General features: G+C 61.8%; 18 protein-coding genes. 9 read left to right on the top strand and 9 right to left on the bottom strand.

Annotated elements, in window-relative coordinates; all coding sequences use genetic code 11:
* Positions 1-20: 20 nt before the first annotated feature.
* On the top strand, positions 21-995 hold the full coding sequence (gene trxB / locus E8Q41_RS12135) for a thioredoxin-disulfide reductase (protein WP_137155809.1): 975 nt from the start codon (positions 21-23) through the stop codon (positions 993-995).
* A gap of 34 nt (positions 996-1,029) precedes the next feature.
* Positions 1,030-1,926, top strand: coding sequence for a LysR family transcriptional regulator VtlR (locus tag E8Q41_RS12130; protein WP_137155808.1), 897 nt, complete (start codon positions 1,030-1,032; stop codon positions 1,924-1,926).
* Positions 1,927-2,348: 422 nt separating this feature from the next.
* Here the strand turns inward: E8Q41_RS12130 and E8Q41_RS12125 are convergent, their stop codons facing one another.
* Both E8Q41_RS12125 and E8Q41_RS12120 read right to left on the bottom strand, forming a co-directional pair.
* Positions 2,349-3,218: an EF-hand domain-containing protein gene (locus E8Q41_RS12125; RefSeq protein ID WP_170976462.1), complete on the bottom strand. Its 870-nt coding sequence runs from the start codon at positions 3,216-3,218 to the stop codon at positions 2,349-2,351.
* Between the two features lie 351 nt (positions 3,219-3,569).
* Entirely contained in the window at positions 3,570-4,772 is a 1,203-nt protein-coding gene (locus E8Q41_RS12120) for a pyridoxal phosphate-dependent aminotransferase (protein ID WP_137155806.1), read from the bottom strand.
* A 181-nt stretch (positions 4,773-4,953) separates the two neighbouring features.
* Between E8Q41_RS12120 and E8Q41_RS12115 the strand changes: the two genes are divergently transcribed.
* The 4 genes from E8Q41_RS12115 to E8Q41_RS12100 all read left to right on the top strand — a co-directional run bounded on the left by E8Q41_RS12115 (position 4,954) and on the right by E8Q41_RS12100 (position 8,178).
* Positions 4,954-5,898 carry an EAL domain-containing protein gene (locus E8Q41_RS12115; RefSeq protein ID WP_137155805.1) on the top strand — a complete coding sequence of 315 codons (945 nt, stop codon included), beginning with the start codon at positions 4,954-4,956 and terminating at the stop codon, positions 5,896-5,898.
* Positions 5,899-6,022: 124 nt separating this feature from the next.
* On the top strand, positions 6,023-6,907 hold the full coding sequence (locus E8Q41_RS12110; RefSeq protein ID WP_137155804.1) for a DMT family transporter: 885 nt from the start codon (positions 6,023-6,025) through the stop codon (positions 6,905-6,907).
* 359 nt (positions 6,908-7,266) lie between these two features.
* A complete protein-coding gene (locus tag E8Q41_RS12105; RefSeq protein ID WP_137155803.1) occupies positions 7,267-7,482 on the top strand; it encodes a cold-shock protein in 216 nt (71 codons plus the stop codon).
* A 180-nt stretch (positions 7,483-7,662) separates the two neighbouring features.
* The gene (locus tag E8Q41_RS12100) at positions 7,663-8,178 is read left to right on the top strand and encodes a BA14K family protein (protein WP_137155802.1); all 516 of its coding nucleotides are present in this window, start codon (positions 7,663-7,665) and stop codon (positions 8,176-8,178) included.
* Between the two features lie 63 nt (positions 8,179-8,241).
* Here E8Q41_RS12100 and E8Q41_RS12095 read toward each other — a convergent pair whose 3' ends face one another.
* Both E8Q41_RS12095 and E8Q41_RS25545 read right to left on the bottom strand, forming a co-directional pair.
* A complete protein-coding gene (locus E8Q41_RS12095) occupies positions 8,242-8,886 on the bottom strand; it encodes an MBL fold metallo-hydrolase (RefSeq protein ID WP_137155801.1) in 645 nt (214 codons plus the stop codon).
* Positions 8,887-8,997: 111 nt separating this feature from the next.
* Positions 8,998-9,162 (bottom strand): hypothetical protein, encoded by a 165-nt coding sequence (locus E8Q41_RS25545; protein ID WP_170976461.1) that lies wholly within the window; start codon positions 9,160-9,162, stop codon positions 8,998-9,000.
* A gap of 340 nt (positions 9,163-9,502) precedes the next feature.
* Here E8Q41_RS25545 and E8Q41_RS12090 point away from each other — a divergent pair, with 340 nt between their 5' ends.
* The 3 genes from E8Q41_RS12090 to E8Q41_RS12080 all read left to right on the top strand — a co-directional run bounded on the left by E8Q41_RS12090 (position 9,503) and on the right by E8Q41_RS12080 (position 12,056).
* A complete protein-coding gene (locus tag E8Q41_RS12090) occupies positions 9,503-9,967 on the top strand; it encodes a MarR family transcriptional regulator (RefSeq protein WP_246660172.1) in 465 nt (154 codons plus the stop codon).
* A 2-nt stretch (positions 9,968-9,969) separates the two neighbouring features.
* Positions 9,970-10,680: a response regulator transcription factor gene (locus E8Q41_RS12085; protein WP_137155799.1), complete on the top strand. Its 711-nt coding sequence runs from the start codon at positions 9,970-9,972 to the stop codon at positions 10,678-10,680.
* A 65-nt stretch (positions 10,681-10,745) separates the two neighbouring features.
* A complete protein-coding gene (locus E8Q41_RS12080) occupies positions 10,746-12,056 on the top strand; it encodes an ATP-binding protein (protein ID WP_246660171.1) in 1,311 nt (436 codons plus the stop codon).
* 3 nt (positions 12,057-12,059) lie between these two features.
* On the opposite strand, the gene E8Q41_RS12075 is transcribed toward E8Q41_RS12080, so the two are convergent.
* From E8Q41_RS12075 to E8Q41_RS12055, 5 genes are all read right to left on the bottom strand, one after another.
* Positions 12,060-12,632 (bottom strand): protein tyrosine phosphatase, encoded by a 573-nt coding sequence (locus E8Q41_RS12075; RefSeq protein WP_137155797.1) that lies wholly within the window; start codon positions 12,630-12,632, stop codon positions 12,060-12,062.
* Positions 12,633-12,692: 60 nt separating this feature from the next.
* Positions 12,693-13,034: a tRNA-binding protein gene (locus E8Q41_RS12070; protein ID WP_137155796.1), complete on the bottom strand. Its 342-nt coding sequence runs from the start codon at positions 13,032-13,034 to the stop codon at positions 12,693-12,695.
* Positions 13,035-13,038: 4 nt separating this feature from the next.
* Positions 13,039-13,854, bottom strand: coding sequence for a pyrroline-5-carboxylate reductase (gene proC / locus E8Q41_RS12065; protein WP_137155795.1), 816 nt, complete (start codon positions 13,852-13,854; stop codon positions 13,039-13,041).
* A complete protein-coding gene (locus tag E8Q41_RS12060; RefSeq protein ID WP_137155794.1) occupies positions 13,851-14,351 on the bottom strand; it encodes a YbjN domain-containing protein in 501 nt (166 codons plus the stop codon). The genes proC and E8Q41_RS12060 overlap by 4 nt, the downstream gene beginning before the upstream one ends.
* A gap of 396 nt (positions 14,352-14,747) precedes the next feature.
* Positions 14,748-15,008: an accessory factor UbiK family protein gene (locus E8Q41_RS12055; protein ID WP_137155793.1), complete on the bottom strand. Its 261-nt coding sequence runs from the start codon at positions 15,006-15,008 to the stop codon at positions 14,748-14,750.
* Between the last annotated feature and the right edge of the window lie 93 nt (positions 15,009-15,101).

Genomic DNA, 15,101 nt, shown 5'->3' with positions numbered 1-15,101 from the left:
CTCTTCAAGGAATTGTTGGAATGTCCGCTCGCCACACCAAGGTCTTGATCATCGGCTCCGGCCCGGCCGGCTACACCGCCGCCATATATGCAGCGCGCGCAATGCTCGAACCGGTGCTGATCGCCGGCATGGAGCAAGGCGGCCAGCTGATGATCACCACCGATGTCGAAAACTATCCCGGCTTCGCCGACCCGATCCAGGGCCCCTGGCTGATGGAGCAGATGCTCGGTCAGGCCAAGCATGTCGGCGCAGAGATCATCAACGACCTCGTCACTTCGGTCGATCTCTCCAGCCGCCCCTTCCATGTCACGACCGATTCCGGCCAGGCCTGGATCGCCGAGACGATCGTCATCTGCACCGGCGCCAAGGCCAAGTGGCTCGGCATCGATTCCGAGAAGAAGTATCAGGGCTTCGGCGTGTCCGCCTGCGCCACCTGCGACGGCTTCTTCTATCGCAACAAGGACGTGATCGTGGTCGGCGGCGGCAATTCGGCCGTCGAGGAAGCGCTCTATCTCTCCAATATCGCCAAGTCGGTCACCGTCGTGCATCGCCGCGACAGCTTCCGTTCGGAAAAGATCCTGCAGGAGCGGCTGTTCCAGCGCGAAAATGTCTCGGTGATGTGGAACAGCGAGATCGCCGAAATCACCGGCGAACAGCTGCATCCGCCGATGCCGGCCTCCGTCACCGGCGTCAAGATTCGCAACGCCAGGACCGGCGAGATCACCGAGCGGCCGATCGACGGCCTGTTCGTCGCCATCGGTCATGCGCCGGCCACCGAACTCTTTACCGGCCAACTGCGTATGAAGCCGAACGGTTACCTGTGGACGGCGGCGGATTCGACGGCGACCAGCGTCGAGGGCGTTTTCGCCGCCGGCGACGTGACCGACGACACGTTCCGCCAGGCGATCACCGCCGCCGGGATGGGCTGCATGGCGGCGCTGGAGGCCGAGCGCTATCTCGCCGGTCATCTGCATGTGGCGCAGGCAGCCGAATAATAGACATGGCCGCAAGGCCGATCTGGGGGAATGAATGTCGCTCGACTGGGACAAGCTGAGAATTTTCCATGCCGCCGCGGAAGCCGGGTCTTTCACCCATGCCGCCGACAAGCTGCATTTGTCCCAGTCCGCCATCAGCCGCCAGGTCAGCGCGCTGGAAGCGGAGGTCAACACCAAACTCTTCCACCGTCACGCCCGCGGCCTGATCCTCACCGAACAGGGCGAGTTGCTCTATCGCACCGCCCATGACGTGTTGATGAAGCTCGAAATGGTCAAGATCCAGCTGACCGAGACCACGGAAAAGCCGACGGGCCGGCTGCGCATCACCACCACCGTGGGTCTCGGCCAGGGCTGGCTGACCGACAAGGTGCAGGAATTCCTGAGCCTCTATCCCGACATGCAGGTCCAGCTCATCCTCGACAACGAGGAGCTGGATGTGAACATGCGCCACGCCGATTGCGCCATCCGCCTGCGCGAGCCGCAACAGTCGGACCTGATTCAGCGCAAGCTATTCACCGTGCATATGCATGTCTATGCGGCGCCGTCCTATATCAGCCGCTATGGCCAGCCGCAGACGCTGGAAGAGCTCGACCAGCACCGCATCATCACCTTCGGTGAGCCCGCGCCGAATTACCTGCTCGACGTCAACTGGCTCGAAATCGCCGGTCGCCCTGAAGGTAGCCCGCGCTCGCCGGTGCTGCAGATCAACAGCCTAACCTCGATCAAGCGCGCCGCGCTGCTCGGCATCGGCATCGCCATGCTGCCGGATTATATCGTCGGCCGCGACCCCGGCCTCGTGCAATTGGTGACGGATGCGGACATCCCCTCCTTCGACACCTATTTCTGCTATCCCAGCGAAATGAAGAACGCCGCCAAGCTCAAGGTCTTCCGCGATTTCATCGTCGCCAAGGCGCGCAACTGGAATTTCTGATCTGCCGAAAATCGATAGAGCTGGCCGGCGCTGGACTTAAAAAATGGCGCCCCAACGAAATTATCAGCATGAAAAGTGTTCTCATGCTGGCGGCGCAGATTTGCGCATTTGGATAAAATATAGCGGTTTCAACCAATTAGAAACGGATCACTAACCATCATGCAACTTTTGCATGGCTGTCATGCGCAGCGACGCCTTGCGCAATGCACAATAAAACATCATATCGCACACAGCTGATGCACATGGCGGTTTTCCTCCCAGTGCCGCCGTATCAGCTGTTCCCCTCTGGAGGTTTAATTTACCTTCACAACTATAAAGGGCCCGAGATTTCTCGTGGCCCTCTTTTTTTGCCTAGCGTTCAGCCGACAAGAAAAAGCGGCCCCCGGGATGGGAGCCGCCGCTCAAGACGCTCGGAGCACCGCTCAAGCGCCCGTGCTGTCGCTTTCGGAGGTAGTCGTGGTGCTGAGCGTATCGAGAAGCGACTGAACATCCGACACCGTCGATGTGGAAGAAGACGACGTGTCGTCCTCGTCCTCGTCGCCGCCGATCGAGATGCGGGTATTGGCGATGAAGCTCTGTCGCGCGCTTTCGAATTCGTCCAGCGTCACGCCGCCGCTCGAGTCCTCGTCCAGGGCGTCGAACAGCGATGCGGAATCCTCGGCGCTGACGTCGTCCGGCTTCGCAGCCGCGAGTTCCTCGGCGCTCACGACGCCGTCCTGATCGGTATCGAGGGAATCGAAGACGGCGCTCGAGTCGTCCTCGCCGGAGGCTCCGCCGACGGGCGGCGCACCGGCGCCGGCATTCTCCATACTCGCGCTGAACTGCTCCTCGGTGATCGAGCCGGTTCCTTCCGTGTCGATCGAGTTGTAGAGCGAAAGCGCATCCTCTTCGCTTACGCCATCCGGCCGGGCGGAGACAAATTCAGCCTGGGTGACGCTGCCGTCGGAATCGGCGTCCATGGACGAATAGGCGTCGGACGCGGAGAAGCCGAAGGACGAACCGGACTGCATCTGCATCATCACTGCGACAGCGTCGCCCGACATCTGGGCGAAGGGATCGGAGGAGGTCACGCTGCTCGTCATTTCCGTCTCGGACACGGAGCCGTCGCCGTCTGAATCGAGCGACGAAAACAACTGGCTCGACTGTTTCGACGTGACGTCGGACGGCTTGCCCGTCGTGAATTCATCCGACGACACCTTGCCGTCGCCGTCGCTGTCCAGCTTGCTGAAATTCGATTTCATCGAGGTCTGATAATAACTATAGCTGCTGCTCGCAGAGGAAATGCTGGTCATGAAACCCTCCTTCGGGTCGCCCGTTGCGCCTGAGGCGTCGGCGGCGCGTCGCGGCGAGCGAAGGAAAACCGGGCCGCCGCCTGCCGCCTGTCGGTCCACTCCTCTCGCCGGTCGCATAGCAGCCGCCCGCGCTCGTGATCGATGTTCCGGAACTGACTACAAAAGGAACAGAAACGGGCTAACGTGATTTGCCGAAAGCAGTCAAAGCCCTGAAAAATGGAGACTTTGGGAAAAATGGGCCAAAGCCCGAAAATCGCAAATCCCACCCGCCACACGCAATGCGCGGGTTTTGCAAATGCATAAAAAAGGGCGCGCCGACATCGACGCGCCCCTCCTGAATGTCGCCGGGCTTTAGCGGCAGGCGGCGCAGAAGCGCTGGATGCGGCGGCAGGCCTCTTCGAGCTGGGCTTCCGACGTCGCATAGGAAATGCGGAAATTCGGGCCGAGGCCGAAAGCCGAGCCATGGACCACGGCAACGCCTTCGGATTCCAGAAGCTCGGTCACGAAATCCTCGTCAGTGGCGATCACCTTGCCGGTCGGAGCGGTCTTGCCGATCAATCCGGCGCAGGACGGATAGACATAGAAGGCGCCTTCCGGCGACGGGCAGGACAAGCCAGGCGCCTGATTGAGCATGGACACGACGAGATCTCGGCGGCCCTGGAAGACCTTCTTGTTCTTCTCGATGAAATCCTGCGGACCATTCAGCGCCTCGAGCGCCGCCCACTGGGCGATCGAATTGGTGCCGGAGGTCTGCTGGCCCTGGATCATGTCCATCGCCTTGATCAGCTGCAGCGGGCCGGCGGCGTAGCCGATGCGCCACCCGGTCATGGCGTAAGCCTTGGAGACGCCGTTCATGGTCAACGTGCGCTCGTAAAGGCCGGGTTCGACTTCGGCAGGCGTCGCGAACTTGAAGTCGTCGAAGGTCAGGTGTTCATACATGTCGTCGGTCAGCACCCAGACATGCGGATGGCGCATCAGCACATCGGTCAGCGCCTTGAGTTCGGCATGCGTATAGGCCGCGCCCGACGGGTTGGACGGCGAGTTGAAGATGAACCACTTGGTCTTCGGCGTGATCGCCTTTTCGAGATCCTCGGGCTGCAGCTTGAACTTGGCTTCGATCGTGGTGTTGACGAACACCGGCGTGCCGCCGCACAGCGCCACCATTTCCGGATAGGACACCCAGTAAGGCGCCGGGATCACCACCTCGTCGCCCGGGTTCAGCGTCGCCATCAGCGCGTTGAACAGGATCTGCTTGCCGCCTGTGCCGACGATCACCTGGGCTGCGGTGTAATCGAGATTGTTCTCACGCTTGTATTTCTTCGCGATGGCTTCACGCAGCTCGACGATGCCGGCCACCGCCGTATACTTCGTCTCGCCGCGATTGATCGCGTCGATCGCCGCCTTCTTGATGTTGTCGGGCGTATCGAAATCGGGCTCGCCTGCGCCGAGGCTGATGACGTCGCGGCCTTTCGCTTTCAGCTCGCGCGCTTTCTGCGCGACGGCGATGGTGGCGGAGGGCTTCACGCGGGAGAGTGCATCGGCGAGGAAGGCCATTCTCGAAATCCTTGTCTGAGGGCAATAAAAGGCAGGGACTTATAGGCCCGGCTCACACCGGGATCAAGCCGCGCAAAGGGGTCGAAACCGCGTTATTCCGGGGTCGAGGACGCCACTTAAGGCTAAAGTAACGGTCGGCTGCTATGACTTTCCGGAATGTCATCAATTCTGCCGGGACACCATGACAGCAAGCAGCATCTTCTCCAAACTCAGCCGCCAGAGCGATGGGTCCTGGACTGCCGCTTACGGCCCCTTCGTTCTGCAATCGGCCTTGCAGCCGATTTTCAGCCAGGATGCGGACGGACATTTCGAGGTGCAGGCCTTCGAAGGGCTGATCCGCCCCAATAAAGGCGGCGATCCCGTCCGCCCGGCGGAATTCTTTCCGGTCGTCGCCCGCGAAGACAAGGGCATGATCGACAGCTTGTGCCGCACACTGCACATTTTCAACACCGGCGCCCTCGGACGCCAACGCGCCAAACTGTTCGTGAATTTCCATCCGGGTCTTTTCGTGACCGCCGCCGACATCCGTCGCGAAGTGGAACTGATGCGGCTGGCGGCCAATGAGGCCGGCCTCACCCCTGCCCGCGTCGTCTGCGAAATCACCCAGAAGGAAAACGACAGCGCCGACATGCTCGCCCTCTTCGTGGAGGAATTGCGCACGCGCGGCTTCCAGATCGCCATAGACGAATACGGCGCCGACGAGCGCGATGCGGCGCGCATGAAGCTGCTGAAGCCGGATTTCGTGAAATTCGAAGCCTCCTGGGTCAAGGAATTCCTCGAAAACTCCGCCGGCTATGCGCTGTTGGGCGTCATGGTTCGCCAGATCAAGGAACAGGGAGCCGTGCCGATCTTCGAAGGGCTCGAAGATCTGAGACAGGCGGATCTCTGCCAGAATCTCGAAGTCCCGCTTCTGCAGGGCTACGCGCTGGCGCGCCCGGAAATCGCGCCGACCAGCTTCAACGAGGAATTCCCGGAGACGCTGAACGCCGCGCGCTTCGATACGCGCCCTGCCCAGGAGCTGGAGCGCTACGATCCCGCGCTGCATATGCCGAAGTCGATCTACTCGGCCCCGGCGCAACTGGGCGGTCTCCGCCGTGCGACGACCTTCGGCAAGCGCACGCGCTGACGAAGCATCCCGGGCGTTCCATCACGGGAACTGATGGTTTCGCGCCTCAAATTGCACAAATGTAAAATTGCTCTTCAGGGCGTGAACGCGTATCAGCGGACACACTCATCCCGTCGAGAGCGCCATGTCCCGTCTGCAAGCCAATCTGATCCTCGTCCTGACCGCCGCCATCTGGGGCGCGGGCTTCGTCGCGCAGGACAGCGCCATGGCCCATCTCGGCGCGCTCTGGTTCGTGGGCTTGCGCTTCCTGCTCGCCTTCTTCGTGGCGTTGCCGCTGGCGATCCGGGAACACCGACAGGTGGCGGCTCCCCTCGCCCGCAAGGAACTCATCACATTCGCGCTGATCGGCATGGCCTTGTTCGGCGGCGCCAGCACCCAGCAGCTGGGTCTGCTGACGACCTCGGTGACCAATTCCAGCTTCCTAACCGGGCTTTACGTCATCATCGTTCCGATCATGAGCGTCATCGTGCTGCGCAAGCTGCCGCATTGGATCGTCTGGCCCGCGGCGCTTCTGGCCACGACCGGCATCTACTATCTCAGCGGCGGCGACCTCGCTCAGCTTACCATCGGCGATCTCCTCACCATCGTCTGCGCGCTTTTCTGGGCGACCCAGGTTCTGCTGGTTGGCATCTTCGCGCCGGGCAGCGAGCGGCCCATGGCGCTCTCCGCCATCCAGTTCCTCGTCTGCGCCCTCGGCGGGCTGACGCTCGCAGCCTTTCTCGAACCGATCGCCTTTTCCGATATCGTCGACGCCGCGCCGGAGCTGCTCTATGCCGGCCTCTTCTCTTCCGGCGTCGCCTTCATTCTGCAGGTGATCGGCCAGCGCTGGACGACGGCCCCGCAGGCGGCGATCTTCCTGTCGAGTGAATCCCTGTTCGGCGCTCTGTTCGGGGCCATTCTGCTGGGGGAACGCATGGGATGGGTGGGATACATCGGATGCGCGCTGATTTTCATCGCCATGTTGCTGGTGGAGCTCGTACCGGAATTTACAAAAAAGCAACGCGCGTAGTATCGGCGTGAAATAAACTTTAGAGTTTTGCTTGCACGAAGAGCATGGCGTTCCGTTGCGGGACCTCGGATATCACGTTTCGTGCCAATTTTGCATCAAACGTGAAAGTTTTGCTTGCCAAAATTGGGGATTGCCCTCACTCTCACCCCGTTCGGGCAATTTGCGAACAATGGGAAGACCTTGAGAATAACGCGCCGGAGGCGCAATAAGCTCCGGGTGTATGGGAGACGGGTCGCCGATGCCCATTCACGATAGTAGGACCTTTCCTCTAGTCGAAATATGCCTGCCAGCCCTCACGGGTTTTATGACATGCTGTCCGAACGCGCAAATAAGGACAGAGAGGAAAAGGGAACTGCTTCATGGCCGAAACTGGCACCGTTAAATTCTTCAATACCGACAAGGGTTTTGGGTTCATCAAGCCGGACAAGGGCGGCTCGGACATTTTCGTCCACATCACGGCAGTCCAGGCGTCTGGCCTCACCGGCCTGACAGAGAACCAGAAGGTTTCCTTCGACACCGAGCCCGATCGTCGCGGCAAGGGCCCGAAGGCCGTCAACCTTCAGGTCACCGGCTGATCGCCGAACCTCGACCGTATTCGCGCGTCAGCGTCGCCGCCGGCAACCGGGCGGGCGGCGCTTTTTTGTTGGTTTTCCGGACGCCACTTTTTCTCCGCAATTCGTTCAGCCACGGTTCATGGACCCGATCCTAGTGTCGGGTCATCGAATTTCGACCATTGCCCATGAGGGAAGATGACGATGAACCGTGTTGTCAAAACCGCTATTCTCGGCATTGCGGCTCTTGCCGCGACCGCCGGCTCGTTCCAGTTCGCTGCAGCAGGCGATCGCTACTACAACTGGCGCTACGGGCCGCGCCATCACCACCACGGCGACGCCGTTGCAGCCGGGGTGATCGGCCTGGCTGCTGGCGCGATCATCGGCGGCGCGCTTGCTTCCGATCCCGAACCCGAAGTGATCTATCGCCCGCGGCGGGTCTATGTGGAACCCGAGCCTGTCTATGTGGAGCCGGCCCCGCGCCGAGTCTATGTCGAACCGGATGTGGTGGAGGAGGATTATGTCGAGCCGCAGCGCGACCCCGACTATTACCCCAATCGTCCGGCCCGCAGCCGCATAGATGTCTCGACCGGCGGCGCTCTGGAACCCTGGACGGCCCGTTGGCGCGCCTATTGCGCTGACCGCTACCAGTCTTTCAACGCTCGCACCGGCACGTATAAGGGCTACGACGGCCAGGACCATTTCTGCACCGGCGCCTGAGCCGTTGCATCGCAAGCCAAAGGCCCCGATCCGGGGCCTTTACTGCATCCGCTCCCGGCTGTCTCACAGCCCTTTCAGGAACGGATTGCTGCGACGCTCGTCGCCGATCCGGCTGCCGGGACCATGCCCGCAGATGAAGCCGACATCGTCGCCCAGCGGCAAGACCTTGTCGCGGATCGAGTCCAGCAATTGCTGGTGGTTGCCACCCGGCAGATCGGTGCGGCCGATCGAACCGTTGAACAGCACGTCGCCGAGATGGGCGAAATTCTGGGCGCGGTTGAAATAGATCACATGGCCGGGCGAATGGCCGGGGGCGTGATAGACCTCGAACTCATGCTCGCCGAAAGAGACTTTATCGCCGTCTTCGAGATAGCGGTCCGGCGTGCAGTTGCGCATGCCACTCGCGCCGAAGGCGGACATGCGCGCCTCGATCTGGTCCATGATCGGCTGGTCGGCCTTGTGCGGCCCGATGATGTCGACGCCCAGCGCTTCTTGCAATTCCATCGCGCCGCCGGCGTGATCGAGATGTCCATGCGTGATCCAGATCGCTTCGAGTTCGATGCCGTTCTCGCGGATGGTCTGGAGGATCACCTCGACATCGCCGCCGGGATCGATGATCACGCCCTTCATCGTGTCCTGATCGAACAGCACCGTGCAGTTCTGTTCGAATGGGGTGACGGGAATGATCCCCGCTTGCAGCTTCGCCATGCGCCTACTCCTGATTCATGCTCTGGGGCGCGATGATAAAGCATGCCGGAGGAGATTTGTCGCCCGTCCCGCTCGAGGACGTCACAAAAACCCCAGCGCGCAGGCGCCGCCTCAAAAATCGGCGTCGGCAATTTCCATCGTGTTGATCGGCGAGGCGCCCAAGCTCGCGGTCGTGATCAGCAGCGCGAAGACGCTCATGCTGAAAACCGCCACAATTGCGACGAGAGGGCGAAGCTGACTGGCGACGGTCGTGTCGGGATTGCTGTTCTGATTCATGGCTTTAAGTCCCTGTCCTTGCTTTTCCCGCAACGCGCGGCGACGAATTTGGCTCCCCGACAGTCGCAAAAAAATCCGAAGTGTGGCGTTACCGGGGGAACAGGGGAAACGCCGACAGGTCTATCGCTGGCCATGAATGCGCCCTTGATGTAACCTTCTCATGGAAAACGGCGAACAGGCGCATTCTATTCGGCTGAGCCCGCCGGGAAGCGTTTTGCACCGGGAGTGCCGATTTCGGACGATAAGGGCTGGAAATTGTGTCAGTCATGCTGACATAACATCCCCAAAGCCCCAGGCGTGAGAAATCGGGAGCCGGTGACGAAGAATGAAGGCAGACAGGATGGATGCAGCGGCCGATCTCGTAACCGATCGCATGGACGGCGGCGGTGACATCGACTTCGAGATTATCGAACTGTTGTTCTTCGCCTATCGCGACTTTATTTCCGATCCCGACGCCATTCTGGAAAAGAGCGGTTTCGGCCGCGCGCATCACCGCGTGGTGCACTTCGTCAACCGAAGCCCGGGCATGACTGTCGCCGACCTGCTCGATACGCTGAACATCACCAAACAGTCCCTGGCCCGCGTGCTGAAGCAGTTGATCGATTCAGGCTATATCGCCCAGCGCGAGGGGCCGGACGACCGCCGGCAGCGAAGGCTCTATCCGACGAAGACGGGCCGCGATCTCGCGCTTGCCCTCGCGCGGCCGCAATCTCGGCGCATCGCGGGCGCTCTCGACGGCGCGGACGACAAGACGCGCGGCGCCGTTCTCGCCTTTCTCAAGGGCATGTGCGACAAGGAGGACTAGCCATGACCGAGACGCGACCGCTGGACGACGATGCGCCGCATCTGCTGATCGTCGACGACGACCGCCGCATCCGCGAATTGCTGCAGAAATTCCTGTCCGGCAAGGGTTTCCGCGTCACCGTCGCCGCCGACTCGGCCGAGGCTCGCCGCAAGCTTGAAGGCCTCGATTTCGACCTGATGGTGGTGGATGTGATGATGCCGGGCGAAAACGGCATCGCGCTGACGGGTTCCCTGCGCGAGATCCGCAATATCCCGGTGATCCTGTTGACGGCCCGCTCCGAGGCCGACTGGCGCATTGCGGGTCTCGAGGCGGGAGCGGACGATTATCTCGCCAAGCCCTTCGAGCCGCGCGAACTTGTGCTGCGCATCAACAATATTCTCAAACGATCCACCAACCCGACCAAACCCAAGATCGACCAGCTGATTTTCGGTCCGTTCAACTTCAATCTGGTCAAGAAGGAACTGCGCCGCGGCGCGGCGATCATCGGGCTCACGGGCCGCGAGCAGGAGATCATGATGATCTTCGCCGCCAATGCCGGACAGACCATTCCGCGTCATGAATTGTCGGGCGGCGGCGGCGATGTCGGCGAGCGCACCATCGACGTGCAGATCAATCGCCTCAGACGCAAGATCGAAGACGATCCCGCCAATCCGGTCTGGCTGCAGACGGTGCGCGGCATCGGCTACAAGCTGTCTCTGGATCAGAACGGATGAGCGCGCCGGAGGCCTCGGACGACGCGCTGCGCCCCGTGTATTGCGAAGGCGCCTTCAGCCGCTTCATGCGCCGCAATCTGCCGCGCGGCCTCTTCGCCCGCTCGCTGCTGATCGTCGTCATTCCGATGGTGCTTTTGCAGGGCGTCGTCGCCGCCGTCTTCATGGAGCGGCATTGGCAGATGGTGACGGAACGCCTGTCCGCCGCCGTGACGCGCGACATCGCCGCGATCATCGACGTCATGGAAACCCTCCCCTCGCCACAGATCGAAAGCGATGTCGTCCGTATCGCCGGCAGCCGTCTCGGCCTCCAGGTGCGCATCCTCTCCGACGAAGATCTCCCCGCGCCGACGTCGACCTCCACCTTCTTCCTGCTCGACCAGATCCTGTCCCAGCAGATCAGCGACCAGATCCGCCGTCCCTTCTGGCTCAACACCAGCAATGACGAGCGCACGGTGGAAGTGCGGATCAAGCTCGGCCCCAAGCGCATCCTGAGCGTGGTGACGCGCCGCGATCGCGCTTACGCCTCCAACACGCATATCTTCATCATCTGGATGGTCGGCGCTTCGCTGGTGCTGATCATCATCTCCATCCTGTTCCTGCGCGGCCAGATCCGCCCAATCGTGGCGCTGACGCGCGCCGCCGAGAGCTTCGGCAAGGGCCAGAAGCCGACCGTGCCCTTTATCCCCCGTGGCGCCGACGAAGTGCGCCGCGCCGGCTACGCCTTCCTGCAGATGCGCGAGCGCATAGAACGCCAGATCGAGCAGCGCACGGCCATGCTGAGCGGCGTCAGCCATGACTTGCGCACCATCCTCACCCGCTTCAGGCTGGAGCTGGCGGTGGCCGAAACACCCGCCGATCTCGAAAATCTCAACCGCGACATAGACGACATGGACAGCATGCTCGAAGGCTATCTCGCCTTCGCACGCGGCCAGATCGAGGAGGCGCATGGCGAACTCGATCTCAACAAGCTTTTCTCGCAGCTCGAGGAAAACGCGCTCCTGCACGGCAAGGACCTGACCTATTCGATTTCGGGGTCTACCGTCGTCCATGTCAGGCCGATGGCCTTCACGCGGCTCGTCACCAATCTCGCCGCCAATGCCTGGCGGCATGGCCAGACCGTCAGGGTCGAGGCGCGCAATTCAGACCGTTTCCTCACGGTGACGGTGGACGACGACGGTCCGGGCATTCCCGAAGCCATGCGCGAAGAAGTGTTCAAGCCGTTCTTCCGGCTCGACGAGGCGCGCAATCTCGATGCGTCCGGCACCGGTCTGGGCCTCGCCATCGTGCGCGATATCGCCAGGGGTCACGGCGGCAACGTCACGCTGTCGGACAGCCCGCTGGGCGGCCTGAGAGCGACGATCCGCATCCCTGTGTGATTATCAGCGATTGTAGATTTCGCAGGGCACCAGTTCGAAGAAACCGCGGCGGATATTGTGACGATGCAGCGCATCGATCCGGCGCGGGTGCTTTTCCCGCAGGGCATCCAGCGGCGCGAGCATGGCGCCGTCGCGACCGAAATGCCGGTCGAGGATTTCGACGATGCGGCGGTTCGGCCAGGGCTTGTGAACAATCGACAGGAAAGCGTCAAAGGCCTCCACTTCCTTGCCGGGACCTGCGCGATGGGCGATCAGCGAATAGGCGAACGCCGTCGAGCGCGAGATGCCGGCATGGCAGTGAACCAGAATGCGGGCGTCGTGGCGATCGGCGGCCGGCCGAACCGTTTCGAACAGGCTGACGACCAGATCGGGAAAATGCCCGGTTTCCAGCATGTTTTCCTGGTCCCGCAGCCGCGCCACGACATGTTCGGCGCCGGAGACACGCGGCACATGCTCATCCGCGATGCCGGGATCGAGCAGCGAAATCACATGCGTAGCACCCCATTCCCGCGCGACTTCGGTGGCGCGCGGCAGGCAGGACACCTTGAATTTCTCGTGGATGGCGCTGAGCGGCATGTCGGAGCTCCCGTCGTTCTGTCGCGGCGCGACATAACGCACGAATTGGTGTAAATTGCGTCAGATCAGTCTCTGGCCGTTCGGCACGGCGGCGTCCGGGCGCGCCAGCACGATTGCGCCCTCGGCGTCGGCGAAGCCGAGCGTCAGGCATTCCGACATGAACGGGCCGATCTGGCGCGGCGGGAAATTGACGACGCCGAGCACCTGCCGCCCGACCAGCGTTTCCGGCCGGTAATGCACGGTGATCTGCGCCGAGGATTTCTTGAGGCCGATCTCGGGCCCGAAATCAATGACCAGCTTGATGGCCGGCTTGCGCGCCTCTGGAAAAGGCTGCGCGTCCACGACCGTGCCGACGCGAATATCGACGCGCTCGAAATCGGCATAGGAAATCTGCTCGGCCATGGGGTCAGCCCGCCAGTTCTTCGGCGCGGTCGCGCGCGGCCTTGATCGCCGCGTCGAACAGGGGCTGCAAGCCGTCCTCGGCCATCAGCACCGCGAGCGCCGCGGCCGTCGTGCCGCCCGGAGACGTCACATTCTTGCGCAGTTCGGCTGCTTCGCCGGGCGACTGGTGAAGCAATTCACCAGCGCCCGACACAGTAGCCCTCGCCAGACGCATGGAGAGGTCCGCCGGCAGACCGAGTTTACGGCCTGCCTCCGCCATGCATTCGACGAGGTGAAACACATAAGCCGGACCGGAGCCTGAGACGGCGGTCACGGCGTCGATCAACGCTTCGGTCTCGACCCATTCGACCGGACCCGAAACCTTGAGCAGGGCGTCCACGGCGGCGCGCTGCGCAGGCGTCACATGTTCGTTGGCGAAAGCGCCGGTGACGCCGCGACCGATCATCGCCGGCGTGTTCGGCATGGCGCGCACCATGGCGGCCTCGCCAAGATTGGCTTCGATGAAGCCCAGCGTCTTGCCTGCGGCGACCGAAACGATGATCGTGTCCGGCCCCACCAATGTCCGATAGGCGGGCAGCACCTCGCCCATGACCTGCGGCTTGACCGCGATGAACAGCACGCCGGCCTTCACGCCCTTGGGGGGCTCCGACACGAAGCCGATGCCGGCTTCCGCGAGCCGCGTCTTCATCGGCCCTTGCGGATTGGGATCGGCGGCGATGATGCTCTGCGGCGCAATTCCGCTGCGCACCCAGCCGAGCGCCATGGCGCCGCCCATATTGCCGGCGCCGATGAGAATGATGGGCCCCTTGATCGCGCTCATGCTTCGCCGACCGTTTCGAACCGGACGGCGTCGATCGCGGCCTGCGCGCTCATGCCGGACCAGACGACGAACTGGAACGCCTGGAAATAGGCCTCGCAAGTGTCGATCGACGACGCCAGCATCGCCTCGACCTGCCGACCCGTGGGCTCGAGCCCGCCCGACAGCAGCAGCGACTGGCGGAAGATCACCGATTCAGCCTTGTTCCACACATCGAAGTGGCCGAGCAGCATGTCGCCATTGATGATGGCCACGAGCTTGTTGACCTCAGTAAGACGCGCTTCCGGAATGCGCAGATCGAAAGCGCAGGAGAAATGCAGCGCCTCGAACTGTTCCATCCAGGAAAAGGACACGTAGTAATCGGCCCAGCGCCCAGCGACGGTCATGGCGATCTCGTCGTCGGCGGAACGCTCGAAGGACCAGTCGTTGGTGTCGGCGACGAATTCGATCATGTCCACCGGATGGGACTGTCGCTCGACCTTGATATCAAAAAGGCTCATGCTGCACCTGAAGAGTGACAATTCTCGACCCTCCGCGAAAGCGGCAACGCCGTCGCGGGGGCAAATGTTTAAATTCTAGGAATGATCCGCGAAGCGACGAGCTGACTATGGGCTTACTACCCTGCCCGGAACTTGCGTCTTTCGCTTCGAATCATCTTGTAAAATCAGTCTATAGCGCCGGATTCGCGTTTCCAGCCCCGCCCTTTCGAAATTGCGACGAGCCCGCTTAGAAAAGACTGATATTCAGATTCAACAGCCAAACTTAACTGACTCTCGGATAAGGATTTTTCGCTCCTTTCCACAGGCTTGAAAAAACTGCTGAAAACAAAAATGGCGGGCTGTGGATAAACCACGCCCGCCATCTTAACATGTCATAAACCCTATAAGTGTCTGGTTTTATTCCCCAGATGCGCCGAGCTTGGCCTCGAGCGCCGCGATGCGGGCGGCGAGCGCGTCGTTTTCCTCGCGGGCCTTCACCGCCATCTCGCGCACCGCCTCGAATTCCTCGCGCTTGACGAGATCCATGCTGTTGAGCCACCGCTCCGCCTGCGCCTTGAACGCGGTTTCGACTTCCTTGCCGACGCCCTGGACCGCGCCGGCCGCGTCGGTCATCAGCTTGGCGAAATCGTCGAGAATGCGATTGGGTCCCGTGGTCATCTGAGCCTCCGATAACGGAATGAATGCATGAACCGGAGGTAGGCAATGGCCCCTCTCGATGCAAGGAATTTCGCCCCGGCGCGGCAAAAAATC

It is taken from the genome of Rhizobium sp. FKL33 (genome assembly GCF_005222915.1).
GTDB lineage: Bacteria > Pseudomonadota > Alphaproteobacteria > Rhizobiales > Rhizobiaceae > Rhizobium_E.
Note: the sequence above shows the minus strand (reverse complement) of the source record. Positions and strands in the feature narration are given on the sequence as shown.

What these genes read in the sequence shown, in the direction of transcription:
- E8Q41_RS12085 (WP_137155799.1), top strand. Translation starts at nt 9,970, where the DNA reads ATGACCGAGACGCGACCGCTGGACGACGATGCGCCGCATCTGCTGATC.
- E8Q41_RS12070 (WP_137155796.1), bottom strand. Translation starts at nt 13,034, where the DNA reads ATGGCCGAGCAGATTTCCTATGCCGATTTCGAGCGCGTCGATATTCGC.
- E8Q41_RS12060 (WP_137155794.1), bottom strand. Translation starts at nt 14,351, where the DNA reads ATGAGCCTTTTTGATATCAAGGTCGAGCGACAGTCCCATCCGGTGGAC.
- E8Q41_RS12115 (WP_137155805.1), top strand. Translation starts at nt 4,954, where the DNA reads ATGACAGCAAGCAGCATCTTCTCCAAACTCAGCCGCCAGAGCGATGGG.
- E8Q41_RS12100 (WP_137155802.1), top strand. Translation starts at nt 7,663, where the DNA reads ATGAACCGTGTTGTCAAAACCGCTATTCTCGGCATTGCGGCTCTTGCC.
- E8Q41_RS25545 (WP_170976461.1), bottom strand. Translation starts at nt 9,162, where the DNA reads ATGAATCAGAACAGCAATCCCGACACGACCGTCGCCAGTCAGCTTCGC.
- E8Q41_RS12120 (WP_137155806.1), bottom strand. Translation starts at nt 4,772, where the DNA reads ATGGCCTTCCTCGCCGATGCACTCTCCCGCGTGAAGCCCTCCGCCACC.
- E8Q41_RS12110 (WP_137155804.1), top strand. Translation starts at nt 6,023, where the DNA reads ATGTCCCGTCTGCAAGCCAATCTGATCCTCGTCCTGACCGCCGCCATC.
- E8Q41_RS12125 (WP_170976462.1), bottom strand. Translation starts at nt 3,218, where the DNA reads ATGACCAGCATTTCCTCTGCGAGCAGCAGCTATAGTTATTATCAGACC.
- E8Q41_RS12055 (WP_137155793.1), bottom strand. Translation starts at nt 15,008, where the DNA reads ATGACCACGGGACCCAATCGCATTCTCGACGATTTCGCCAAGCTGATG.
- proC (WP_137155795.1), bottom strand. Translation starts at nt 13,854, where the DNA reads ATGAGCGCGATCAAGGGGCCCATCATTCTCATCGGCGCCGGCAATATG.
- E8Q41_RS12095 (WP_137155801.1), bottom strand. Translation starts at nt 8,886, where the DNA reads ATGGCGAAGCTGCAAGCGGGGATCATTCCCGTCACCCCATTCGAACAG.
- E8Q41_RS12090 (WP_246660172.1), top strand. Translation starts at nt 9,503, where the DNA reads ATGGATGCAGCGGCCGATCTCGTAACCGATCGCATGGACGGCGGCGGT.
- E8Q41_RS12105 (WP_137155803.1), top strand. Translation starts at nt 7,267, where the DNA reads ATGGCCGAAACTGGCACCGTTAAATTCTTCAATACCGACAAGGGTTTT.
- trxB (WP_137155809.1), top strand. Translation starts at nt 21, where the DNA reads ATGTCCGCTCGCCACACCAAGGTCTTGATCATCGGCTCCGGCCCGGCC.
- E8Q41_RS12075 (WP_137155797.1), bottom strand. Translation starts at nt 12,632, where the DNA reads ATGCCGCTCAGCGCCATCCACGAGAAATTCAAGGTGTCCTGCCTGCCG.
- E8Q41_RS12130 (WP_137155808.1), top strand. Translation starts at nt 1,030, where the DNA reads ATGTCGCTCGACTGGGACAAGCTGAGAATTTTCCATGCCGCCGCGGAA.
- E8Q41_RS12080 (WP_246660171.1), top strand. Translation starts at nt 10,746, where the DNA reads ATGCGCCGCAATCTGCCGCGCGGCCTCTTCGCCCGCTCGCTGCTGATC.